Annotated in this window: 19 protein-coding genes; 5 read left to right on the top strand and 14 right to left on the bottom strand. The window is 72.4% G+C overall.

Features of this window, described 5'->3' with window-relative positions:
• Positions 1 to 75 precede the first annotated feature (75 nt).
• The gene (locus AB0P06_RS15295) at positions 76 to 432 is read left to right on the top strand and encodes a hypothetical protein (protein WP_363607738.1); all 357 of its coding nucleotides are present in this window, start codon (positions 76 to 78) and stop codon (positions 430 to 432) included.
• 76 nt (positions 433 to 508) lie between these two features.
• Here AB0P06_RS15295 and AB0P06_RS15290 read toward each other — a convergent pair whose 3' ends face one another.
• The 9 genes from AB0P06_RS15290 to AB0P06_RS15250 all read right to left on the bottom strand — a co-directional run bounded on the left by AB0P06_RS15290 (position 509) and on the right by AB0P06_RS15250 (position 10,589).
• Positions 509 to 1,894, bottom strand: coding sequence for an FAD-binding protein (locus AB0P06_RS15290; RefSeq protein WP_363607737.1), 1,386 nt, complete (start codon positions 1,892 to 1,894; stop codon positions 509 to 511).
• Positions 1,895 to 1,947: 53 nt separating this feature from the next.
• On the bottom strand, positions 1,948 to 3,561 hold the full coding sequence (locus AB0P06_RS15285) for an amino acid adenylation domain-containing protein (protein ID WP_363607736.1): 1,614 nt from the start codon (positions 3,559 to 3,561) through the stop codon (positions 1,948 to 1,950).
• A 128-nt stretch (positions 3,562 to 3,689) separates the two neighbouring features.
• Positions 3,690 to 4,337, bottom strand: coding sequence for a phenazine biosynthesis FMN-dependent oxidase PhzG (gene phzG, locus AB0P06_RS15280; protein WP_363607735.1), 648 nt, complete (start codon positions 4,335 to 4,337; stop codon positions 3,690 to 3,692).
• A 57-nt stretch (positions 4,338 to 4,394) separates the two neighbouring features.
• The gene (locus AB0P06_RS15275; RefSeq protein WP_363607734.1) at positions 4,395 to 5,258 is read right to left on the bottom strand and encodes a PhzF family phenazine biosynthesis isomerase; all 864 of its coding nucleotides are present in this window, start codon (positions 5,256 to 5,258) and stop codon (positions 4,395 to 4,397) included.
• On the bottom strand, positions 5,255 to 7,135 hold the full coding sequence (locus tag AB0P06_RS15270) for an anthranilate synthase family protein (RefSeq protein WP_363607733.1): 1,881 nt from the start codon (positions 7,133 to 7,135) through the stop codon (positions 5,255 to 5,257). The genes AB0P06_RS15275 and AB0P06_RS15270 overlap by 4 nt, the downstream gene beginning before the upstream one ends.
• Positions 7,132 to 7,755 carry an isochorismatase family protein gene (locus tag AB0P06_RS15265; protein WP_363607732.1) on the bottom strand — a complete coding sequence of 208 codons (624 nt, stop codon included), beginning with the start codon at positions 7,753 to 7,755 and terminating at the stop codon, positions 7,132 to 7,134. Before AB0P06_RS15265 ends, AB0P06_RS15270 begins: the two co-directional genes overlap by 4 nt.
• Before the next feature lie 54 nt (positions 7,756 to 7,809).
• A complete protein-coding gene (locus AB0P06_RS15260; protein ID WP_363607731.1) occupies positions 7,810 to 8,985 on the bottom strand; it encodes a 3-deoxy-7-phosphoheptulonate synthase in 1,176 nt (391 codons plus the stop codon).
• Positions 8,986 to 9,017: 32 nt separating this feature from the next.
• Positions 9,018 to 9,506: a PhzA/PhzB family protein gene (locus AB0P06_RS15255; RefSeq protein WP_363607730.1), complete on the bottom strand. Its 489-nt coding sequence runs from the start codon at positions 9,504 to 9,506 to the stop codon at positions 9,018 to 9,020.
• A 324-nt stretch (positions 9,507 to 9,830) separates the two neighbouring features.
• Positions 9,831 to 10,589, bottom strand: coding sequence for a response regulator transcription factor (locus tag AB0P06_RS15250; protein WP_363607729.1), 759 nt, complete (start codon positions 10,587 to 10,589; stop codon positions 9,831 to 9,833).
• A 578-nt stretch (positions 10,590 to 11,167) separates the two neighbouring features.
• Here AB0P06_RS15250 and AB0P06_RS15245 point away from each other — a divergent pair.
• Positions 11,168 to 12,199 carry a ketoacyl-ACP synthase III family protein gene (locus AB0P06_RS15245; RefSeq protein ID WP_363607728.1) on the top strand — a complete coding sequence of 344 codons (1,032 nt, stop codon included), beginning with the start codon at positions 11,168 to 11,170 and terminating at the stop codon, positions 12,197 to 12,199.
• 37 nt (positions 12,200 to 12,236) lie between these two features.
• Positions 12,237 to 12,518: a phosphopantetheine-binding protein gene (locus AB0P06_RS15240; protein ID WP_363607727.1), complete on the top strand. Its 282-nt coding sequence runs from the start codon at positions 12,237 to 12,239 to the stop codon at positions 12,516 to 12,518.
• Between the two features lie 86 nt (positions 12,519 to 12,604).
• Here AB0P06_RS15240 and AB0P06_RS15235 read toward each other — a convergent pair whose 3' ends face one another.
• Entirely contained in the window at positions 12,605 to 15,079 is a 2,475-nt protein-coding gene (locus AB0P06_RS15235) for a LuxR family transcriptional regulator (protein WP_363607726.1), read from the bottom strand.
• A gap of 65 nt (positions 15,080 to 15,144) precedes the next feature.
• Positions 15,145 to 16,020: a methyltransferase domain-containing protein gene (locus tag AB0P06_RS15230; RefSeq protein ID WP_363607725.1), complete on the bottom strand. Its 876-nt coding sequence runs from the start codon at positions 16,018 to 16,020 to the stop codon at positions 15,145 to 15,147.
• A gap of 724 nt (positions 16,021 to 16,744) precedes the next feature.
• Here AB0P06_RS15230 and AB0P06_RS15225 point away from each other — a divergent pair.
• Positions 16,745 to 17,371: a hypothetical protein gene (locus AB0P06_RS15225; protein WP_363607724.1), complete on the top strand. Its 627-nt coding sequence runs from the start codon at positions 16,745 to 16,747 to the stop codon at positions 17,369 to 17,371.
• 554 nt (positions 17,372 to 17,925) lie between these two features.
• On the opposite strand, the gene AB0P06_RS15220 is transcribed toward AB0P06_RS15225, so the two are convergent.
• Together AB0P06_RS15220 and AB0P06_RS15215 are read right to left on the bottom strand one after the other, a co-directional pair.
• A complete protein-coding gene (locus tag AB0P06_RS15220) occupies positions 17,926 to 18,711 on the bottom strand; it encodes a 4'-phosphopantetheinyl transferase superfamily protein (protein WP_363607723.1) in 786 nt (261 codons plus the stop codon).
• Between the two features lie 256 nt (positions 18,712 to 18,967).
• Positions 18,968 to 19,099, bottom strand: a complete 132-nt coding sequence (locus AB0P06_RS15215) for a hypothetical protein (RefSeq protein ID WP_363607722.1) — start codon at positions 19,097 to 19,099, stop codon at positions 18,968 to 18,970.
• A 427-nt stretch (positions 19,100 to 19,526) separates the two neighbouring features.
• On the opposite strand from AB0P06_RS15215, the gene AB0P06_RS15210 reads away from it, so the two are divergent.
• On the top strand, positions 19,527 to 20,216 hold the full coding sequence (locus AB0P06_RS15210) for a phosphatase PAP2 family protein (protein ID WP_363607721.1): 690 nt from the start codon (positions 19,527 to 19,529) through the stop codon (positions 20,214 to 20,216).
• A 12-nt stretch (positions 20,217 to 20,228) separates the two neighbouring features.
• On the opposite strand, the gene AB0P06_RS15205 is transcribed toward AB0P06_RS15210, so the two are convergent.
• The gene (locus AB0P06_RS15205) at positions 20,229 to 21,554 is read right to left on the bottom strand and encodes a glutamate-1-semialdehyde 2,1-aminomutase (protein WP_363607720.1); all 1,326 of its coding nucleotides are present in this window, start codon (positions 21,552 to 21,554) and stop codon (positions 20,229 to 20,231) included.
• Between the last annotated feature and the right edge of the window lie 6 nt (positions 21,555 to 21,560).

Genomic DNA, 21,560 nt, shown 5'->3' with positions numbered 1-21,560 from the left:
CAATTCGACTGTCCGTCCACGAATTTGACGGGCAGTCCGTTCCCCGGCGACGGCCGCCGAGCCTAGACTGACGCAATGAAGGCGATGATTGCGTGGTGGGACGTCACCGATTCCCGGCAGAACGCCGGCACGCTCCGCGATTTCATCCGCGCGGAGTCGGAACACTGGACGGACATTCCCGGCCTGCTCCTGAAGATCTGGCTGTCGGATCCGTCGACGGGCCGCTGGGGCGCCCTTCTGCTGTGGGAGTCGGAGGAGGCCGCGCGCAGCGCGGAACTTCCCCGCAGCCCCGCCGAACTCATCGGCCACCCGGTGGATTTCCGGGCCTGGTTCGACGTGGAGGCAACCGTCGAAGGAGTGCATTCCCTGGATTCGCTGGCCGGGCTCGGCCCCGCCCTGGACGGGCTCGTTCCCGCCGTTCCCGCGGAATAGGACACGACGGAGCGGCGCCCCGGAATTCCGGGGCGCCGCACAACACCGCGGTGTGCCGTTCCGGCCGTCGCGCCGTTCAGCCCGCGGGCTCGATGTTGCGGTTGAAACGGAACAGGTTGGCCGGATCGGTCCAGGCCTTCAGCGCGGCCAGCCGGCGGTGGTCGGCCGGCTCCCAGAAGTCCGTCGCCGGCACGGCCGGAGCGCCGTCCGCGCACCCGCCGTACACCAGGCTCTGGAACCGGCCGCCGACGGACTCGGCGGCGAGCGCCCCCAGCACCTTGTCGGTGGCGCCGCGCGCCTCCTCCGGCCCGGCGCCCATCAGGGGCGTCAGCACGCGCAGCAGGTAGCGGGCCGAACGGTGCCCCACCGCGTTGGGCACCTCGGCCGGCCGGCCGAGCGCCCCGCCCAGGTGACGGACGTCGAGCACGCACGGCACGGCGGCCCCCGGCCCGACCAACTCCGTCACCTCGGCGGCCTGTTGCGGACCGAAGGCGCGCAGCAGGACGTTGTCGCCCCGGTAGGCGTGCGGTTGCGGCGGGTCGTTGTAGATCGTGCCGCACTCGGTGTACGGCATTTCCGCGACGGTGTCCGCCAGCCGGGGGCCGAGCGCGCGCAGCGGGGCGACCAGCCGCTCGCCGGTCCGGGAGTCCCCGGTGTACGCGATGCGCACGTGGGCCACGAACCGGCCGCGCACCGCCGCGGGGAAGAACGGCAGATCGGGGCAGTCGAGCAGCGACACCGAGGAGGTCAGCTCCTCCGGGAGCGTCTGCGTCCAGCGGAGGTAGCCGGCGAGCAGGTCCGGGGTGCGGGCGAGGTCGAAGACCAGCTCCCCGCCGTACAGCCGGCTGACCGGGACCAGGTCGATCTCCATGCCGGTGACCACGCCGAAGTTGGCGCCGGCCCCGCGCAGCGCCCAGAACAGCTCGGGGTCGCTGTCCGCGGTGACCCGCCGGGAACGGGCGTCGGCGGTGACCAGGTCGATCGACCGCACCCGGTCGGCCGCGTAGCCGAACTCCCGGGACAGCAGCCCGAGTCCGCCGCCCAGCACGTACCCGACCACGCCGACCCCGGGGGCGGAGCCGTTGAGCGGGGCCAGGCCGTAGCGGGCCGCCGCGTCGACGACGGCGGCGAAGCGGGTGCCCGCCCCGATCCGCGCCGTGCGGGCCGGGGCGTCGATCGTGACCTGCGACAGCTTCGCGGTGCTGATCAGCACGCCGCCGTCGGTGGGGACCGAGAGGCCGTGCCCGGTCGCCTGGACCGCCACCGGCAGTTCCCGCGCACCGGCGTACGCCACGGCCGCCGCCACGTCCCCGGGGTCGGCGGCGCGGACCAGCACGGACGGGCGGTGCCGGTAGGCGGTCTGGAATCCCGCGCACCGGGCGGCGAATCCGTCGTCGCCCGGCAGCAGCACCTCACCGCGTACGCGGTCGCGCAGCGCGGCGACCGCGGCAGGGTCGTTCATCTACGGCGTTCCTTCCTGTTCGGACGCGTTCCTGGAGGGCGTCGGACACCCGCTCACGGGAGGATCGGCTCCAGTTCCCCGGAGACGACCCGGTGGCGCAGCGCCTTGCGGTCGACCTTCCCGTTGTCGTTCAGCGGGAAGCCGTCCAGCAGGTGGTAGAAGAGCGGGATCATGTACGGGGGCAGGGTCCGGCGCAGTTCCTCGTCCACGTCGTAGACGTCGAGGTCCTTGCCCACCAGGATCCCGGTGAGCACCGTCACGCCCTCCTCCTCGCCCGGCACCGCGAGGACGACGGCCTGCTCGACGTTCTCCTGCCGGAGCAGGTGCGCCTCGACCTCGCCCGTCTCGATGCGGTGGCCGAGGATCTTGACCTGGGTGTCCAGCCGGCCGACGTAGCCGAACTCGCCGTTCTCCGCGCGGCGGACGAGGTCGCCGGTGCGGTACCAGCGGCGGCCGGGACCGCCGTCCGCCGGCGGGGCGAGGTGGAAGGCGCCCGCGGTCTGCTCGGGCGCGTTCAGGTAGCCCTCGAAGACCTGGTCCCCGGAGAGGCAGAGTTCACCGGTCCCGCCGTCGGGCACCGGGCTGCCGTCCTCGGCGAACACCGCGGCGGCCGTGCCCGGGTAGGGGGAGCCGATCGGGACGACGCCGTTGACCACCCCGGCCGGCGAGGTCCGCGGGTCCCAGCGGTGCACCAGGCACGCGATGGTCGCCTCGGTCGGCCCGTACAGGTTCTCCACGACGGACCCGGACGCCGCCTCCCCCCAGACCTGCGCCGTCGCGGCGGGCAGCGCCTCGCCGCAGAACAGGCTCCAGCGCAGCGACGGCAGGCTGTCCGGCACCAGCGCGCCGCGACGGTGCTGGAGCACCGCGACCGAGGGGACCGAGAACCAGACGGTGATGCCGTGGGTGCGGACGAAGTCCAGCGGCGTCATCAGGTCGAAGGTGTCCATGGGGACCAGGCAGCCGCCGCTCCCCCAGGCCATGAACAGGTCGAAGACCGACAGGTCGAAGGTCTGGTCGAAGGTGTTGGTGAACCGGTCCTGCTCGGTGAAGCCGTACCGCTCGGTGTTGGCGTGCAGGAACGCGGCCACGTTGGCGTGCGAGACCGGCACGCCCTTGGGACGGCCCGTGGTGCCGGACGTGAAGAGCAGGTACGCGCCGTCCTCGGGGGCGACCGCCACGGGCCCGCCCGACGGGACGCAGGCCGCCACGTCGGCGCGGGTGAGGACCCGGACCGCCGCGGGGACGTTCCCGGGCACCTCGTCGCTCTCCGGCAGCACCACCGCGGGGGCGCCGGCCAGGCCGTCGAGGAGCGGGCCGAGCCCGGCGAGGGAGCCCGCGTCGGCCAGCACGACATCGGCCTCGGCGCGCTCCAGGATGTCGCGGTTGCGGGCGACGGGGTACTTCTTGTTCAGCGGGACCACGGTCGCCCCGGCGTACAGGGCGGCCAGGAAGCCGGCGTACGTGACGATGCTGCGGTGGCCGAGGATGGCCACGCGCCGCGGCCGCGCCGCCGACCGCGTGATCGCCGCGGCCCACTGGCGGGCGATGCCGTCGAGTTCCCGGTAGGTCCAGGTCCGTCCGCGCAGGAGCAGCGCGGGGTGCTCCGGGACGCGCCGGGCGGAGGCCCGGAAGCCGGAGTGCAGGAGGGGGGCGGCTGACTGCATGGTGTACTCGCGTTCCACTTCGACGGGTTCGGCGGGTTCGGCGGGTCGGGCGGGTGCTGCGGATTCCGCGGCTGCTGCGGGTACCGCTGGTGCTGCGGGCCGGGTCAGGTGTCGGGCCGGGTGCCGGGTCAGGGCTGGAGACGGCCGGCCCGCCACCCCTCGCCGTCCCGGTCGTAGCGCAGCCGCTCGTGCAGCCGGTCGGACCCGTTGGCCCAGAACTCCACGCTGTCGAAGCGCAGTTCGTAACCGGCGAAGCCCTCCGGGCGGGGCAGCGGCGTGCCGCTCTCCGCCAGTTCCAGGGCCCGCTTGCGCAGCGCCTCGACCTCGTCGGGGCCGCTCACCGGTTCGCTCTGCCGGGAGGCGGTCGACATGGCGTGGGTGAACACCGGGCGGGCGCGCCACAGGGCGTCCGCCTCCGCGTCGGACAGCCGCACGACCGGCCCGTCGACCATGATCTGCTGACTGGTCTCCCGCCAGTACAGGACACCCGACGCCCACGGGTTGACCGCCAGGTCCCGGCCCTTGCGGCTGCCCGCGTGGGTGATGAACACGAACCCGCGGTCGGTCACCTTGTTGATCACCACGATCCGGGTCGACGCCCGGCCGGCCGCGTCCGCGGTGGCCAGCGCCAGGGCCAGCGGCTCGCGGACCCCGTTGCCCACCGCATCGGCGAGCCAGCCGCGCAGCAGGCCCACCGGCTCGGCCGGCGGCTGCGCGTACTCGGGGAAGCGGACCTCGACGGTCCCGGTCATGCTCTCCGACCTGGTGCTGCTCATACGTCTCTCCGGGGTGTCTGGACTACCGGGGGGATGGACCGCTCGCCTTCGGGCGCGTCACAGGTGCAGCACGCCTTCGAGCGCGATGACACCCTCGCCGCCGACCTCGACCCGGGCGACCCGCTCGCCGCTGCCCTCGGCGAGCGCGTGCATGGGCGAGGGCCGGCCCATCTCGACGCCCTGCGTGATGACGATGCGCCGCCCGTACTCGACCAAGCCGTGCCGCGCCAGGTGGATCGCGATGGGACCGGCCGCGGAGCCGGTGGCCGCGTCCTCGACGACCCCGTACGCGGGCGAGAACATCCGGCTGCGCCACTGCGTACCGGAACCGGCGAAACAGTTGGCCGCCATGTCCTCGAACGCGCCCAGCGCCCGGTGGTCGGGGTGCAGGGCGGAGAGTTCCGCCACGCTGCTCAGGCCGACCAGCACGTGACGCGGCCCGTTGCGGTAGATCTCCACCGGCAGCGCGGGGTCCTGCACGCCGAGGGCGGCCAGCAGTTCCTCGCGCCGGTCGAAGGGCTCCCACTCCGGGATGGGCTGCTGCATCCAGGCGCCGGTGACCACGCCGTTCGTGCGGACCAGCTCGAAGGGGACGATCGCCCTGGCCGTCTCCAGCTTGAGCTGGTCCAGCGGCCCCCGGTTGCCGATCGCGATGGCGGTGCCGAGCAACGGGTGCCCGGCGAAGGGCAGTTCGTTGACCGGGGTGAAGATCCGGATGCGCGCGTCGCCACCCTGCTCGGGCGCGAGCACGAAGGTGGTCTCGGAGAGGTTCATCTCCCTGGCGATCGACTGCATCCGACTTTCCGTCAGGTCGTCCGCCCCGAAGTAGACGGCGACCGGATTGCCCTTGAGCACCTCGGTCGAGAAGGCGTCGACAACCACGTAACTGTGCATGGAGATCTCCCGCTGTTCCTTCGTCATGTGCCGAAAACGTTCCGGAAGGCGCCGGCCAGGATGCGAGGGCCGTTCTGGGTGAGCACGGACTCGGCGTGGAACTGCATGGTCATGAAGTGCGGACCGCGCAGCCCGAACACCTCCCCCGTCCCCCGGTCCCGGCTGACCTCGATCACGCCGACGCCCTCCACCTCGCGCTTGTCGTCGTCGCTCACCGCGGCGAAGGTGTTGTAGAAGCCCACCCGTTCGACGGCCCCGAAGTAGTCGATCTCCTTCTGCAGCCCCTGGTTGGGGGCGGGCAGCCGGGATATCTCGAAGCCGAGCGCGAGACTGAGCACCTGGTGGCTCAGGCAGACCGCGACGAAGGGCCGTCGCTCGGCGAGCAGGGTGCGCACCGCGGCGTGCAGATGGCCGATCCGGGGGTGGGCCGTGTCACCCGGGTCGCCCGGCCCCGGGCCCATCACGACGAGGTCGTACTCCTCGAAGGCGTATTCCTCGTCGAACCGGCGGACCGTGACCTCCAGACCCTGGGCGCGCAGCAGGCCGGCGATCATGAAGGTGAAGGTGTCCTCGGCGTCGACGACCAGAACCCGGCGGCCGGCCGGCCCGGTGTGTGCCGGCAGCCCGTCCCCGGCCCCGCGCATCCAGAACCCGGCGATCGGGTCGTTGCGCCGCTCCAGGGCGGCGCGGACCTCGGGGTGGTCGGCGAAGCCGCCGGCCCGGCCGGACTCCAGCGCGCTCACCAGCGCGGACGCCTTGGCCCGGCCCTCCGCGGCCTCGCGGGCGGGGTCGGAGTGGCGCACCAGCGTGGCGCCGACGCCGATCTCGACCCGGCCGGACGCGTCGATGTCCGCGGTGCGGATGAGGATCGCCGAGTCCATCGCCCGGCGGCCGTGCTCGTCGCGCCCCACCAGCGCCGCGACGCCGCTGTAGTAGCCGCGCCCGCCGGGCTCGTACGTGTCGATCACCCGGCAGGCGCTCTCCAGCGGGGAGCCGGTCACCGTGGGGGCGAACATGGTCTCGCGCAGGATGTCGCGCACGTCGTGCGCGGTGCGGCCCTCGATGAAGTACTCGGTGTGCGCGAGGTGGGCCATCTCCTTGAGGTACGGCCCGTTGACCCGGCCGCCCTCCTCGCAGATCCGGGCCATCATCTTGAGTTCCTCGTCGACGACCATGTACAGCTCCTCGGTCTCCTTGCGGTCGGCGAGGAAGTCGAGGACGTCCGGCAGCGTCGGGCCGGTCGACGGGTAGCGGTAGGTGCCGCTGATCGGGTTCATCACGGCGGTGCCGGCGTCGAGGCTGACATGCCGTTCGGGCGAGGCGCCCACGAGCGTGCGCTCCCCGGTGTGGATCAGGAACGTCCAGTACGCGCCGACCTCGCGCTGGACGAGCCGGGAGAAGAACGCCAGGGCGCTGGCCGGCCGGTAGTCGGTGATGGTGGCGACGAAGGACCGCTTGACGACGAAGTTGGCCCCCTCGCCGGCGCCGATCACGTCGTCGACGACCCTGCGGACGATGTCCTGGTAGGCCTCGTCGTCCACGTCGAAGTGGGCGTCGGCCAGTTCGGTCGGCACCTGCGGGATCCGGCGCAGTGCCTCCGCCAGCGGGATCCGCTCCTGTCCGGTGACGCTCAGCGCGACCAGGGGCGCGCCGTCGTCGGTCGCCACGAAGCCGCGCTCGGTGATCTGCCGGTACGGCACGACCGCGAGGACCTCGTGGTGCGCCCCGGCCGTCCGGGCGGCGTCCGGCAGCGGGATCCCGGCGAGCGTCGCGGGGGTCGTGACGTCGCCGGTCAGCACGTCGAGGACGCCGGGGCCGGCCGCCTCCGGCCGGTACAGCAGGGCGAAGGCCCCGGCCCGACCGTTCAGGACGCGGTCGAGCAGGTCACCGGTCGCCGCGGTCATGCGAAGACCTCCTTGGCCGTGACCACCATCGCGCAGCGCCCGGCCGCGTAGTCGAGCGCCATCCGGTGGAAGTCCTCGTTGAAGTCGGCGACGGCGTCCGCGACGAGGAACGCCTGGATGTCCTGGGTGAAGGCCTCGACCGCCGTCATCAGCACGCCGACGTGGGCGTAGACGCCGCAGAGGATCAGCTGGTCGCGGCCGGCCGCCCGCATGCGCTCCAGGAGGTCCGACCGGTGGAAGGCGCTGTAGCGCCACTTGGTCAGCTGCCAGTCGCCGTCCCGGGGCGCCAGGTCGTCGACGACGGCACGGTCCGCGAGGTCGCCCCGCATGCCGGGACCCCAGAAGTCGGCCAGCAGGCCGCGCTCCTCGGGGGTCATGCTGCCCGGCTGGGCGGTGTACGCCACGGGGACGCCGAGTTCGGCGGCGCGCTCGCGCAGCGCCGCCGCGTGTCTCACCAGGGGGTCGCGGACGCTGCCCGGGAAGGGTGCCAGGAAGAAGCGCTGCATGTCATGGACGAGCAGCACGGCACGATCGGGATCTGGGGTCCACTGGGCGGTGTTGGCGGGCAGGTCGCCCGCGGTCGGCAACGTGTAGGGCTCGATGGGAGGAATCCCGACCATTTGCTTCCTTCTCACGCCTGACTCGGATCGAGCGGGGTACGACGCGTCTGGGGATCAGACGCTCCAGGTGGACACGACGGCGACGGCCTGCCGCGGATTGAGCCGCGGGTCGCAGAACGTCGTGTACTTGTCGCCGACGCGGTCGAGGTCCGCCTGGCACGAGACGCACTCGGTGACGTCGTTGGGGGTGGTCTCCAGGTGCAGCCCGCCGGGCACACCGCTGGCCCCGGTGACGGCCCGCTGGAAGCGCCGGACCTCGCGCGAGACGGTGTCCACGTGGCGGGTCTTGTTGCCGTCCGGCGCCGCGACCGTGTTGCCGTGCATCGGGTCGGTCAGCCAGATCACCGGGTGCCCGGCCGCGCGGACGGCCTCGACCAGCCGCGGAAGGCGCTCCGTGACCCGCTCGGCGCCCATCCGGGCGATGAGCGTCAGCCGGCCCGGGGTGCGGTCCGGGTCGAGGATCCCGCACAGCGCCACCAGTTCGGCGGGTTCCATCGACGGGCCGACCTTGCAGCTCACCGGGTTGCTCACCTTGGCGAGCAGGGCGACGTGCGCGCCGTCCGGCTGCCGGGTGCGCTCGCCGATCCACGGCCAGTGCGTGGAGCCGAGGAACAGCGTGCCGTCCTCGCCCCGGCGCAGCATGGGGATCTCGTAGTCGAGGAGCAGCGCCTCGTGGCTGGTCCACACCGGTGGGCCGAGGACGTCGTGCAGCGGCGCGTTCCCCCGCCAGCCCAGGTGCTTCACGATGTCGCCCGCCGCCATGTGGCAGGTGAGCATGCGCAGCGGGTCGGGCCGCCTGGCCTCGGGGTCCGGTTCGGGCCCGTTGACCATGTGGCCCCGGAAGGTGGGGAGCTGGGCGCCGCCCACCGACTCGGTCGCGCTGGAGCGGGGTTTGGCGAACTGGCCCGCGATGCGGCCGACCCGGACGACGGGCTTGTGGGCGGTCATGCGCAGCGTTCCGGCGAGCAGGTCGAGGAGTGCCGCCTTGCGGGACACGTCCGCGACCGTGCACTCGTCGGGGTCCTCGGCGCAGTCGCCGGCCTGGACCACCATGGCCTCGCCGGCCGCGACCCGGGCGAGCGCGGCGCGCAGCACGCCGAGGTCCTGCGCGCGCACCAGCGCCGGCCCGGCGGCCAGCGTCTCCGTCACTCGTTCGGTCTGCGCCGGGTCGGGCCAGCTGGGTTGGTGCAGTGCCTTGCGGAGACGGATGTCGGGCAGGACTTCGTCCACGGGATGCTCCTATGCGGCGGGGCGACGACCGATCAGGTGGGTATGCCGGCGCGCTTGATCTCCGGGACGGGGATGCCCAGGGAGCGCAGCTGCTCGAACGGGTTCATGAACTCCCGCTGCAGCTTGATCAGACCGTTCTCCAGCTCGAAGGAGTGCAGGAAGTGGTTCTCGTAGTGACCCTCGGGGTAGTCCGCGAAGAGGATCTTGCCGCGGCCGTCGCACTCCGCCCAGAAGCGGTTGGGGTCCTGGGTCTCGAAGATCTGGACGTTGTACCACTCCCAGTCCGGGAAGGTCTTCAGCGACCACACGGCGTGCTCACCGAGCCGGTCCCGGCCGCGGATGGCGATCGGGGCGCCGGTGTCAGTGGTCCAGAGGCCGCCGACACCGTCCTCCGTGAAGAGCAGGTGGCGCTTCAGCCGGGCCTCGCCGAGGGAGGTCATGTACGTCTCCACCGTCGCCCGGTTGATCCTGCGCAGCTCGGCATCGTCGGCGAAGGCATTGTGCTGAACGGTTTCGGACATGGGTGAACTCCAAACTGTGCGCTGGGTGTCGATTTCCCGGCGGGAAAAGGAGGAGGCGGTGTCTGGGGCCGACGACCTGAGGTGAGGGGCACCCGGTCGTCGCGCCGGAGCCATCACCGATCCTGCCGGGTGGCTCCGACGCGTTCAAGGAACGAGCGCCCAACTCGGAGTCAGACTGAGTGCAGGTTCCTCAAGTTGTTGCCCGGAAATGTCAGATGAGTTTCAACTCCGCAGCTCATCAGTGGAGTTGACGAAAACGTGTGGAACAGGTGAAGCGGTCGCGGCGGGGTTCGGAAGGACGCCGCACAGAAGGGGCGACGAGGCTCAGGCCCAGCCGAGCTGGAAGCCGACACCGCGGACGTTGCGGATCCAGTCACTGCTCCCGAGCTTGCCCCGCAGGCTGCTGATGTGGGTGTCGATGGTGCGCCGGGACCAGACGTCGCCCCAGACGGTCTGCATGATCGTCTTGCGCGAGACGACCGTGTCGGGCTGGACCGCCAGCAGGTACAGGAGGTCGAACTCCTTGCGGGTGACGTCGATCCGCCGGCCGTGCAGACGCACCTGGCGGGCCCCCGCGTCGATCCGCAGCGGGCCGCGGACGATCACCGACGGATCGGCGGCCGCCTTCCGGACGCGCCGCATCACCGCCTCCATCCGGGCCAGCAACTCCTGGAAGCCGTACGGCTTGACCAGGTAGTCGTCGGCGCCGGCCTGCAGTCCGAGGACCCGGTCCAGCTCCGTCCCCCGCGCGGTCACGGCGATGACCGCGGTGTCCCCCGCGGCGCGGATCTGCCGGCAGACCTCCAGTCCGTCCAGGTCCGGCAGTTCGAGGTCCAGCAGGACCACGTCGACGCCCTCGTACGCGCCGAGCGCCGGGATGCCGCCGGACACCCGCTCCACCAGGTGCCCGTGCCGCCGCAGGCCCGCCGTCAGGGGCTCCGCGTCCTCGTCGTCGTTCTCCACCACGAGGATCCGCCAGGCGGACGGCGCACTGCGCACCGGCCGACGCGGGACCGCGGCGTCCGGGGCGACCCGGTCCACCTGCCCCACCGACGGCACCGCCACGAGGTTACGGCCAGCCATCACCTCAGAACGGGCGACCACGGCTGCCCCCCTTCGGCAGCCCGCGCGACGGACCGCGCACCCATCGGGGCGCGCACGCACGAGAACCCTTCCTGGTTCTGTTCCTGGTTCTGTCCGGGTGCCGGAAAACCGCACCCGCACCCCAGCCGATCAGATGTCATGCAAACACTCTCCCCCGTACCGCGAACCGGAATACAACAGGACTCGCAATCCGCCTGCAGCGGGCGGAGCGACCTGGAATTTCGGGCACAGCCTTCCCGTCGGGCCACTCGGTCCGGCCCGCCCGGACGATGCACCCCCGCGGCACAGGGGAGCAACACCGGGACATCGCCATCCTACCCAGGGGCCGCTGACTGCCCGTCAAATTACCGTCCGGGTGGTTAAGCGCCCATAAAGCGGATGGATACCGGGGGACGGATTGCGGCCGGGCCCGCTCACCTGCGTAGGACCCGGCGGGCCGCCCGCGATCTGAGTAGCCGGTACTCAGGCGCCGGCCCGCGCGCCGTGGTCGGCTTGGAGCCGAAGAGCACGGATCTGGCCATGCGCATCCGATCGACGGGCGCCGGAAGGGAACCACCATGAAGTTTGAGGACGTCTACCTGTCGAGCCTCGGCACCTACGTGCCCGGCCTGGTGACGACGGAGCAGGCCGTGGCGGCCGGCTGGTACGGTGCGGACGTCCGGGAGGCGTCGGGCCTCGAGTCCGTCGCGGTCTCCGATTCGCTGTCGGCCCCCGAAATGGCCGTCCTGGCGGCCAAGGAGGCAATTCGGCGTTCGGGGCACGCGGCCGAGGACTTCGGTGCGCTGTTCCACAGTTCCGCGTTCCACCAGGGCCCCGACGGCTGGTCGCCCGCACACTACATTCTCACCAATACCCTGAACACGCCGATCACGGCGCTGGAAATCAAGCAGGGTTGTCAGGGAATGCTTTCCTCCCTCGTCTTTTCCGCGCACCGGCTCGCCCACGACCCGCGCACCGCCGCGGTCCTGCTCACCGCCGCGGACAACTACTCCGCGCCGCTGGTCGACCGCTGGACCACCTCGCGCCTGTCCATCTTCGGCGACGGCGCCGCGGCCGCGGTCGTCTCGAACACCGGCGGCATCGCCAAGCTGCTGTCCGTCGGCACGCACTCCGCCCCCGGGATGGAGGCGCTGCACCGCGGCAGCGAGCCGATCTTCCCGCCGGCCGTGACCGTGGGCCGGGAGCTGGACTACGAGGCCCGGGTCAAGTTCTGGATGGAGGAGTGGGCCAAGGGCAACACCCCGCCCATGGAGCACCCGGGCGAGGTGCTGCAGAAGGCCCTCGACCAGGCGCTGGAGGACGCCGGCATCACCGTCGACGAGATCAAGCGGGTCTGCCACCCGAGCGCCACGCTGGACGCGCTGCGCGACCAGTTCCTCGACCCGATCGGCTTCACCCTCGACAGCGGGATCTGGGAACACACCAGCAAGGTCGGCCACATCAGCGCCGCCGACGTCTTCATCGGCCTGGAGCACCTGTGGCGCACCCGCCAGGTCGGTCCGGGCGACAAGGTGATGCTCTTCACCGGCAGCCCCGGCTTCGAGGCCGGGGTGGCCATTCTGGAGATCACCGCCCAGCCCGCCGAGTAACCGACGCCGCCAGGCCGGAAGGACGACACCCAGCACCATGACCGACAACACCAACCGGAAGAACGCCGCGGCCACCGTCCTGACGGGCGAGGACCTGCGCGCGGCGCTGGCCGAGCTGATCGGCATCGACCCCACCGAGGTCGGGGACGACGACAACCTCATCCAACTGGGCCTCGGGTCACTGGAGATGATGCGGCTGGTCACGAAGTGGCGCCGGGCCGGCCTGCCCGTGGCCTTCGGGGAGCTGACCGACACCCCGACGTTCGCCGCCTGGAACGCGCGGATCACCGAGGAACAGGCCAGGGCCTCCACCGCCTGACCCGCGCCCGCACGGTGGTGGGCGGGTCCGGGATGCCCCCCTGGACCCGCCCACCGCCTGCCGACCGCTCGTACCGTTCGTGCGACTCAGGCCGGTTCTGCGAGAACGGTGGCGAGTTCCTTGCGCGCGGTGACACCGAGCTTCCCGTACGCGTGGTACAGGTGGTTCTCCACGGTGCGGACGGAGAGCACCAGCCGGTCGGCGATCTCCTGGTTGGACAGCCGGGAGACGGCCAGCGCCGCGACCTCCCGCTCCCGGGCGGTCAGCCTCGTCCCGGCCCCCTGCTCCCGACGGTCGGCCGGCACCGCCCACACCGGCGGCTCGACGCCACCGCGCGCCACCAGTTCGGCCCCGGCGGCCTGCGCGGCCCGCGCCGCCCGGCGGTTGCCGGCCGCCTGATGGGCCCCGGCCGCCTGATGGGCGGCCTCCGCCGCCAGCGGCAGCAGCCCCAACGCGGCGAACCGCCCCGAGACCTCGTCCAGGGCGGCGCCGTCGCCCTCCGCGAGCGCGAGGACGTGGCGCAGGACCACCGCGCCACCGGCCGACCCGCCGGGACCGGCCGGTGTCCGGATCGCCGCGGCCCGGGGCGCCGCACCCGTCCGGGCCGCCAGGTGCAGCGCGGAGAGCGCCTGGGCGTTCCGGCCCGCGGCCAGCGCCCGCCCGGCGACCTCCAGCGCCCGCGCGGCCGCTGCCGCGTGGTCGCCCTGGCGCGCCGTCACCAGCGCGGCCTCCAGCTCCACGGCATCCGCCATCAGCGGGTACGCGCACTCCTCCCGCTGCGCCTCCCGGGCCTCCGCCAGCAGCGAGGCCGCCTCCGCCGCGTCCCCCGACTCGGCCACCGCACCGGCGAGCCGGGCCAGGCGCAGGGACCGCGTGGCGAGCCAGTCAGTGGTCCCGCCGAACGCGGCCGCCTCCCGGAGCAGTTCGACCGCCTCGGCCGCACGGCCCTCGGCCCGCAGGAGGTGCGCCTCCAGGAGCCGGGCGTAGGTGCGCCCGCGGCGGCCGCCGCCGTCGGCGGCCGCGCGCAGTTCCGCCAGCACCGGCCGGGCCCCGGCCGGCCCCCCGGTGTGCGCGGCCACCAGTCCGGCCACGTAGAGGTGCTCCACGTCCGGCGCCGGGCCCCGGCCGACGGCCGGCGTGCCCTCGTCGTCGCCCGACTCGTGGCGCAGGAGGGCGAGCAGCGCACCGGCCCCCTCCGCCGTCACGGCCAGCTGCCGGGCCTCGCCGATCCGGTCCTTGAGCAGCCGCACCAGGGCCCGCGCCCCGAGGTCCGTCTCGGCGACCGCCTCCGCCTCCGCGAGCCGCCCCAGGCCGAGGCCCATGTTCAGGGCCCGCGGGCGCAGCACGGCGGCGGAGTGCGCGGCCCGCGCGAAGCAGGCCTCGGCCTCCACGTGGCGGGACTGACCGGCCAGCGCCTCGCCGAGGAGCACGGCAGCCCCGGCGTCGACGCCCGCTGCGGCACCGGACGCTGCGGAAGCGGCACCGGCGGCGAGCGCCGCCCGGCTCAGCCGCTCGGCGAGCGGGTGGTCCTCGGCGCGCAGCGCACCGGCGGCCGCCTCGCGCAGTCGCACGGGCCCGGCCGACGCCCTCGTCCCGAGGCTCAGCGCGGCGATCCGGACGGCGTCGCCGGAACGCCTGGCCCCGGTGCCCAGGATCGCGTCGGCGATCTCCGACCTGAGCCGGCGGGCCGTCAGCTCGGGCAGGTTCGCCGCCACCACGGCCGCGCAGAACGGGTGCGCGAGCCGCAGGGAGAGCCGGGAGCGGGACCGCTCGGCGACCAGCACGCCGCGGTGGTTCAGCGCCTCCGCCGCCTCCCGCAGCGCGTCGACGACCGGCAGCCCGGCCTCCAGCGGCCCGGCGAACGCCAGCATGTTCACGAGCTCGCGCTCGCCCGGGTCCAGCTCGCCGAGGAGCAGGTCCACCAGATCGACCAGCCGGCTGTCGGGCGTGCCCTGCAGACCCGGCCACCACCACCGTCCCCCCACCCGGCGGAGGCTTCCCTCGGCGAGCGCCTGGTCCGCCACCTCCCGGAGGATCAGCGGATTGCCGCGGGTGAGGTCCCAGAAACGGGCCGCGGCGTCGACCGCCACCGGCCCGCCGAGCCGGGCGGTGAGCATCCGGACGACGCCCGACCGGTCGAGGGCGTCCACGGCGAGCCTGCGCACCCGTTTGCCGATCAGCAGACGGCGCAGCGCGTCGGGCAGCGCGGCCCCGGGCTCGGTGCTGGCCAGCAGCACCGCCCGGCCGCCGCCCACCAGCCGGCACACCAGCTCCAGGGTCACCCGGTCGACCAGGTGCACGTCGTCGATCGCCACGGTGACCCGGCGGTGCGCGGCCGGCGCCGTGCCACCGTTCAACAGGTCGCGCACGGCGTCGCCGCTCACCACCCGGTCCCCGTTGCCCCCGGCCTGCTCCAGCGCGGCGTTCAGCAGCGTGGTCTTCCCCGCCCCCTGCTCGCCGACCAGCAGTACACCGACCCCCGCGGCCGTCCACTCGTCGATCTCCGCGAGTTCCGCCTCCCTCGCGGTGACCGGCCACTCACCTTCGACCACTGCTGCCATTTCTCCCCCATGCAGACCGCGGACGTCCCACTGCTCCCTCCGGCGAATTTCCCGGAGGCCGTGAATCAGGACTTCGGGGCGTTCGCCCGAATGTAGACGATCGGCACCGGAACGCTGATGACGCCGTGCTCGTCCCGCAGCGTGTCCAGCCGCCGGGAAACCTCGGCGATCAATTCACGACGCTCGTTCTCCTCGATGCGCTCCCACATTCCGCGCATTCCGGTGGTGTAGGTGAATTCGACCCACTGCTCGCCCGACGTCACGACGACCGGCAGTTCCTCCTCGACCACCTCGATGTCGACGAACCCGGCGTCCGCCAGGGTCTTCTCGATCGACTCCGCCGTGATCAGCCAGTTCGCGCCGGCGTTGGCGAACTGCGAGTCGTACGCCCCGCTCTGCTTCAGCGACAGCAGCATGTACGGCATCAGCAGCTCGTTCACGGCCTCCGGGAACAGCGCCCACTTGCCGTGCGCGGTCGAGAAGAACGACGGCGCGGCCGTCGCGAACCGCCCACCGGCCCGCAGCAGTTCCAGGTAGGGCCGGACGTCGTCGGCGCTCTTGACCCAGATGAAGAGGCTGCAGCTGCCGACGACCGCGTCGAACCGCCCGGCCTCGAACTCCGGCCGCTGCCCGTTCATGACCTGCACGCCGACGTGCCGCAGCCCCAGGTTCGCCGCGTCCGCCTGCGCGTACTTGACCATCTCCTCGGAGATGTCGATGCCGACCACCTCGCCGCCCGCCCCGACGGCCTCCGCCGCCGGGAAGAGCACGGCCCCCCGGCCGGAACCGACGTCGAGGACCGACGCCCCCGCGGAGATCCCCGAGAACTCGACGAGGCGACGCCCGATGGGCCGGAAGAACTCCACACCGCTCTGGTCGTAGACCTTCGCCGCCTTGTTGAAGAGCTTGTACATCTCTTCGGTGTTCTCAGTGGTTCCCATGCCAGCCTCCCCGAATTCGACGGGCCGCCGTCCTGGCCGCCCATCACATTTTCCGGGCAATATCAACACGATTCCGGCCACCTGTCCAATAGCAAGCCCCACTCCCCGCCATCAAGAATCGTTATGACCCCGGGCCGCCCGTCCGCGCCCACCGGATCGACCCAGCTCAGCGCCACCGTGCGGGCGCTCCACTCCTTCGCCGTCACCGGCTCTGCTCCTCAACACCGCCCAGCCCATGGCCGTCCCCCGCTCCCAGGCCGACGAGACGCCGGAAAGGCCGTTCTCGTCGGCGGCGAAAACGGCCTAAGACCTGCAGTTGTGCAAGTCGGGGCGACAGGATTTGAACCTGCGCCCCCTTGACTCCCTCTTTCACCCGAGACTGCTGCGGCTGAGTGACACGGGTACGGCTCCCCGAGGATGTTCACGATGTGACGAGTCGACTCCTCTTAACTTCATCTGAGATTCGGATGCGCCGCTCAGCAGGTGGTCGCCTGCGTCCGCCGCCCATGGAGGTCATTGCATGAATCTTCGTCCCTGGGTTGCAGCATCGCTGGCGGGCGCGGTTGTCGCCCTTGCGTCTCCGTCGGCAGGCGTCGCCGCGCAGGCGTCTGCACGGCACGCGTCCGGCTCCCCGTGGCTCCAGGACGGGGACGGGGACGAGGACAGGGACGGGGACCACCATCACCACAATCCCTGGCGTGACTGCCACAGTTCCCGCCGTGTCGTGCTCATCGACCAGAACTTCAGGGCGATCCTGGTCAACGGCCGGTACGGGCCGGAGGCTATCGTCATCCAGGGGGACTCGTCATCCTCATCGTCGTCGCCGGCCGCACCATGGAACAGCTTTACTGTTTCGACGTATCTGAACGTGGATTACCCCACCCAGAGCAGCAATCAGTACCAGTGGAAGATCCGTGACTTTTTCAGGGAACACCCGCTCTTCGTGGTGAGGGCATTCGGCCGCCACGAACGAGCTTTCCCCTTCCCGGCCACCCACTGCACCAACGGCCAGGACGACGGCGACCGCGGTGACCGTGCCTTTCCAGACGGTGGTGAAGCCACCGACGGAAGAGGCGCGTCCGGCTCCCCGTCGCCCCTGGGAGGGGACAACCCTCAAAACGGCCGGCCCGAGCCGGAGACTCCCGGCTCCGGGGGCACCGTCCGCCCTCTTCCGCGCGATACTGCGGCATCCGGCAGGAGCGACCGTCTTTTGAGCGCGAAGCACATCGGGATCGCGGCCGGCGGTTTGCTGATGGTTCTGGGAATGCTGGCTACGGCACGGCTTCGCCGACGTCGTTCCGCCACGCGATCCTCGACCGGAAGAGGAACCGACAGCACCTTTGGTCCCTGACATCACGTTGCAGCAGGAGCCTGATGAGCCGCCACCCCGCCGTACCGATGACGAACGGCCGGCCTCCGGGGAGGCGGCCGGACCGGCCCCGGTGCGGAGATCGGGGCCCTTCCAGCAGGACTGGTCAGGAGGGACTGCTGCTTCCGGCGGAGGGCGGGCCGGCCGGGAGGCCGGGTGCGACGAAGGGACTGAGGGTGACGGAGGGCGGGCCGACCGGGGGCCCGGGTGTGGCAGCGAGGCTGGGTGCGGCGGAGGCCGAGCCCGCCGGGGGGCCGGGTACGACAGAGGAACTGCCGCTTCCGGCGGAGGCCGAGCCGGCCGGGGGACCGGGTGCGGCGGAGGCCGAGCCGGCCGAGGGACCGGGCGCGGCGGAGGGGCCGGGCTTGGCCGAGGGGCTTGGGTGTGGCCGAGGTGCCGGGTTCGGCCGAGGTGCCGGGTTCGGCCGAGCGCGGCTGGGTGTGGCGGAGGGGCCGGGCTCGTCCGAGGGGCTGGATGTGGCCGAGGGGCTCGGTGCGGCCGAGGGGCTCGGGCGGGGGTCGTGGAGGCAGATCAAGTCAGGGTTCTTGAATCCAAAGCTCAGGCCCCACTCCCTGTCGCAGCCGCCCCAGTATGTTCCCACCCAGCCGCAGTAGGGGCCGCCGTAGCTGTGACAGGGGGGCACTGATCCCTGCGGGCCCGGATTCGTGACGGGGGGCTGGGGTGATTCGGCTTCGATCCGCGAGGTGCCGAGGGCGCTGACCATGCGGACCTGCGTGGCATCGGAACCCTGGGACATCCAGCCCGAGAAGAAGAGGGGCAGGCCAAAGGCCGAGGCGGAAGCCGCCACCGTTGAAGCAGCGAGAGCGCAGCGGGTGAGGCGCATGACTATTCCTCTTGGCTTTGTGGTCTGTGGCAGGTGTGAATGAACTCCGTACACGAGCGCCGCCGCTGTTAGCGCCGGACTTGAACGTATGGTATGGAGATCCCCGGCAGCCGGCGGAACCGCCAATCAGGCGGCCTTGCTCCGGTTTTTCACTCGAAGAGCCTCGCCTCGATCCACCGTCGATGTGCCACCGAACTGCATGGAGGATTCGGACCTGATCCCGGCCATCGGCCGGATCAAACGCCTGCGCAACGCCCTCGACGCCGCCGTCCGCGCGCAGGACGGCCACGTCACGCGGGCGGATACCGCCCGTGAAGCCGGTGCCGAGGGCCTTCAGCACCGCCTCCTTGGCGGCGGACCGCCCGGCGAGGAACTCCCGCGCGCGGTCGGGACCGAACGCCTCGGCGGCGGCGAGCTCGGCCTCGTCGTAGACGAAGGCCGGGGAGAAATTCCGTGCCCGAGGGGGGACTTGCCCCATCCGCCACCCTGGAGTGGGCCTCCGCGGTCCGGTAGCCGGACAGCCGGTGACCTGCGGCCCGCAGGGGAAGCTCCCGTGCCGGTGGTTGCACGTGCTGGATCGACATAGCGCGCAAGGTGTCGAGAAGGACCGGTCCGTCGGCGGTTCGGACGAGCCAGCAGGTCCAGCCGTTGGTATCCACTCCCATGGCTCCCGCGGCTCCGGACGGCGAGTCGCGGACGGCGCCGTCTGCGGTTTGCCGCGACCGGATTGTCGGTTAGGTTGACAAGTGGAGGCCGATCCCGATGCCCTTGGCCAGGGTGATGGCCAGGCCCACGAGTTCGGGGCCGCACAGGCTTACGGCTCCGGTGGAGTCGTACCGGGAGCGGGTGTTCGCGGGGCAGTTCATGGCCGCTGGAGGGTGGGTCGGACACGATGGGGGGGCTCTCGTTGGATCGCCTGGCCGGAGCGGACCTGGAAGTCGGCCCGGCCCAACTCGTGCTTGGCGGGTTTGTCATCTTGCCCGGTCCGGCCGCGCGGCTCGTACGGGCTGACGATCCCGGCCATGACGGAGGGCGGCAGCGGGCAGTTCCCGCGGGGCTCGACCGCCGCCGCGCAGGGGGTCGCGACGCGGACGAGTCCGGCGATGAAGTGCGGGCTTTCGCCGGGGCCGCAGAAGCGGTCGGCGACCAGTGCCCGAATTCCGAACTGCCCGCGGGAGCCCGGGTGCTGACGGGACACACGGGCCGTGGCGTGCCCGGACCCACGGCCACCGGAGTCGTCCGGAGACAACGCCCCGCCGTCGTGCCCGCGGGTCGACCGGACGCGGTGGGCGGGTGACCGGCCGGCCGGCGGCCGCGGTGCTGCCCCCACCGCTGCGCGTGTGGCTCGGGCTGATCGCGGCCTTCGCCGCACTGGTGGTCGCCGTGCTCGGGATCCGGTATGCCGACGAGGGCGAGCCCGGCATGGTGGACGCGCGGATCCAGGCGGCGGTGGACGGTGTGGGGCCGCCGTGGCGGTACGTCGCTCTGGCCGCGGACTCCTTGGGGGAACCCGTGGGAGCCGCGACGCTGGTCGTGGCCACCGTGACGGGCTGCCTGCTGCTTCGGCGTCCTCGCGCGGCGGTGTTCATCGTTGCCGGCGTCGGCATGACCGTGGCGACGGCGACGCTGCTCAAGCACCTGGTGGGACGCACCATCCACGGCGGGTACCTGTCCTACCCGAGCGGGCACACCGCCTTCGCCACCGCGCTCGCCCTCGCGGTGGCGATGCTCGCGACTCGCCGCCGGGACCGGGACCGGGACGGGCTCGGCCCCGGCAGGACGGCCGGCACCTTGCTCGTGCTCGCCGCGGCGCTGGTCGCCGGCGCCGCCATGGGCTGGGCGCAGGTCGCTCTGGGCGCGCACTACCCGACCGACGCCCTCGGCGGCTGGTGTACCGCGCTGGCGGTGATACCGGCGACCGCGTGGCTGGTCGATCGGACGGCCGACCGGCTGGCCGACGCCGGTCGGCGGGAGCGTCGCTGACGTCACGTCACGTCACGCCAAGCGACGGAATACGGGCTTCACCGGCCGCCCTGCCAGCCAGGGCGTGGGGTCGGCGGCGTCCAGTGCCTTCCGGTACACGGCGCATGCCTCGGCCACCACGTCGACGGTGCGGTCGATGTCGGCGTCGCCGAGCGCGCTGCTCACCACGAACGACGGGGCCAGCACTCCGCCCGCGAGGAGCCGGCGCAGGAACAGGGTGCGGTACTGCTGCGACGGCTGCCGGTTCTCGTCGAGGGTGGCGAAGACCAGGTTGCTGGCCCGGCCCCGGACGACGAGGTGGTCGCCGACGCCCGCGCGGGCGGCGGCCTCGCGGACACCGGCGGCCAGCCGCTCGCCGAGGGCGTGCAGCCGAGCGGTGATGCCCTCCTCGGCGTAGGTGGTCTGCACCGCCATCGCGGCGGCCAGCGAGTGCGTTTCCGCACCGTGCGTGGTGGACAGCAGGAACACCCGGTCGCCGGAGTGACGCAGCCCGCCCCGCTCCATCAGGTCGCGGCGCCCGGCCAACGCGGAGACGGCGAACCCGTTGCCCAGCGCCTTGCCGAACGTGGAGAGGTCGGGGACGACGCCGTACAGGCCCTGGGCGCCCGCCTCGGACCAGCGGAAGCCGGTGATCATCTCATCGAAGATCAGTACGCAGCCGTGCCGGTCGGCCAGCTCGCGCAGGCCGGCGAGGTACCCGGGCGGCGGCTCGGCGTGGCCGGCGGGTTCGAGGATCAGGCAGGCGACCTCGCCCCGGTGGCGGGTGAGCAGTTCCTCGGTGGCCGCGAGGTCCCCGTACGGGAAGGAGACGGTGAGGTCGGTGATCGCCTCCGGGATGCCGGCGTTCATCGGGGTGGTGCCGATGAACCAGTCGTCGACGGAGAAGAACGGGTGGTCGGCGCAGATCGCCACCCGGGTGCGGCCGGTGACGGCGCGGGCGAGGCGTACGGCGGCGGTGGTGACGTCGGAGCCGTTCTTGGCGAACTTGACCATCTCGGCGGTGGGCACGGTGGCCAGGAAGCGTTCGGCGGCGTCGAGTTCGAGGATGGACGGCCGGGCGAAGTTGCTGCCCCGGTCGAGTTCGCGGCGGACGGCTTCGGTCACCCGCGGGTGGGCGTGGCCGAGGCTGACGGAGCGCAGGCCGGAGCCGTACTCGACGTAGCGGTTGCCGTCCACGTCCCAGACGTGGGCGCCGCGGCCGTGGCTGATGACCGGGGCGAGGTTCTCCGGGTACTGGTCGTCGCCCTTGGCGTAGGTGTGTGCGCCGCCGGGGATCAGGACGTGCAGCCACTCGTTCGCCGCCCGGGACTTGGGGAGCTGGAAGTCGTCAACGGCCATGGGGGC

This window comes from Kitasatospora sp. NPDC088351, from assembly GCF_040685575.1.
Taxonomy (GTDB): Bacteria; Actinomycetota; Actinomycetes; order Streptomycetales; family Streptomycetaceae; genus Kitasatospora.
This window is presented reverse-complemented; position numbering and strand designations above follow the sequence as displayed.

What these genes read in the sequence shown, in the direction of transcription:
- AB0P06_RS15295 (WP_363607738.1), top strand. Translation starts at nt 76, where the DNA reads ATGAAGGCGATGATTGCGTGGTGGGACGTCACCGATTCCCGGCAGAAC.
- AB0P06_RS15290 (WP_363607737.1), bottom strand. Translation starts at nt 1,894, where the DNA reads ATGAACGACCCTGCCGCGGTCGCCGCGCTGCGCGACCGCGTACGCGGT.
- AB0P06_RS15285 (WP_363607736.1), bottom strand. Translation starts at nt 3,561, where the DNA reads ATGCAGTCAGCCGCCCCCCTCCTGCACTCCGGCTTCCGGGCCTCCGCC.
- phzG (WP_363607735.1), bottom strand. Translation starts at nt 4,337, where the DNA reads ATGAGCAGCACCAGGTCGGAGAGCATGACCGGGACCGTCGAGGTCCGC.
- AB0P06_RS15275 (WP_363607734.1), bottom strand. Translation starts at nt 5,258, where the DNA reads ATGACGAAGGAACAGCGGGAGATCTCCATGCACAGTTACGTGGTTGTC.
- AB0P06_RS15270 (WP_363607733.1), bottom strand. Translation starts at nt 7,135, where the DNA reads ATGACCGCGGCGACCGGTGACCTGCTCGACCGCGTCCTGAACGGTCGG.
- AB0P06_RS15265 (WP_363607732.1), bottom strand. Translation starts at nt 7,755, where the DNA reads ATGGTCGGGATTCCTCCCATCGAGCCCTACACGTTGCCGACCGCGGGC.
- AB0P06_RS15255 (WP_363607730.1), bottom strand. Translation starts at nt 9,506, where the DNA reads ATGTCCGAAACCGTTCAGCACAATGCCTTCGCCGACGATGCCGAGCTG.
- AB0P06_RS15250 (WP_363607729.1), bottom strand. Translation starts at nt 10,589, where the DNA reads ATGGCTGGCCGTAACCTCGTGGCGGTGCCGTCGGTGGGGCAGGTGGAC.
- AB0P06_RS15245 (WP_363607728.1), top strand. Translation starts at nt 11,168, where the DNA reads ATGAAGTTTGAGGACGTCTACCTGTCGAGCCTCGGCACCTACGTGCCC.
- AB0P06_RS15240 (WP_363607727.1), top strand. Translation starts at nt 12,237, where the DNA reads ATGACCGACAACACCAACCGGAAGAACGCCGCGGCCACCGTCCTGACG.
- AB0P06_RS15235 (WP_363607726.1), bottom strand. Translation starts at nt 15,079, where the DNA reads ATGGCAGCAGTGGTCGAAGGTGAGTGGCCGGTCACCGCGAGGGAGGCG.
- AB0P06_RS15230 (WP_363607725.1), bottom strand. Translation starts at nt 16,020, where the DNA reads ATGGGAACCACTGAGAACACCGAAGAGATGTACAAGCTCTTCAACAAG.
- AB0P06_RS15220 (WP_363607723.1), bottom strand. Translation starts at nt 18,711, where the DNA reads ATGGGGCAAGTCCCCCCTCGGGCACGGAATTTCTCCCCGGCCTTCGTC.
- AB0P06_RS15215 (WP_363607722.1), bottom strand. Translation starts at nt 19,099, where the DNA reads ATGAACTGCCCCGCGAACACCCGCTCCCGGTACGACTCCACCGGAGCC.
- AB0P06_RS15205 (WP_363607720.1), bottom strand. Translation starts at nt 21,554, where the DNA reads ATGGCCGTTGACGACTTCCAGCTCCCCAAGTCCCGGGCGGCGAACGAG.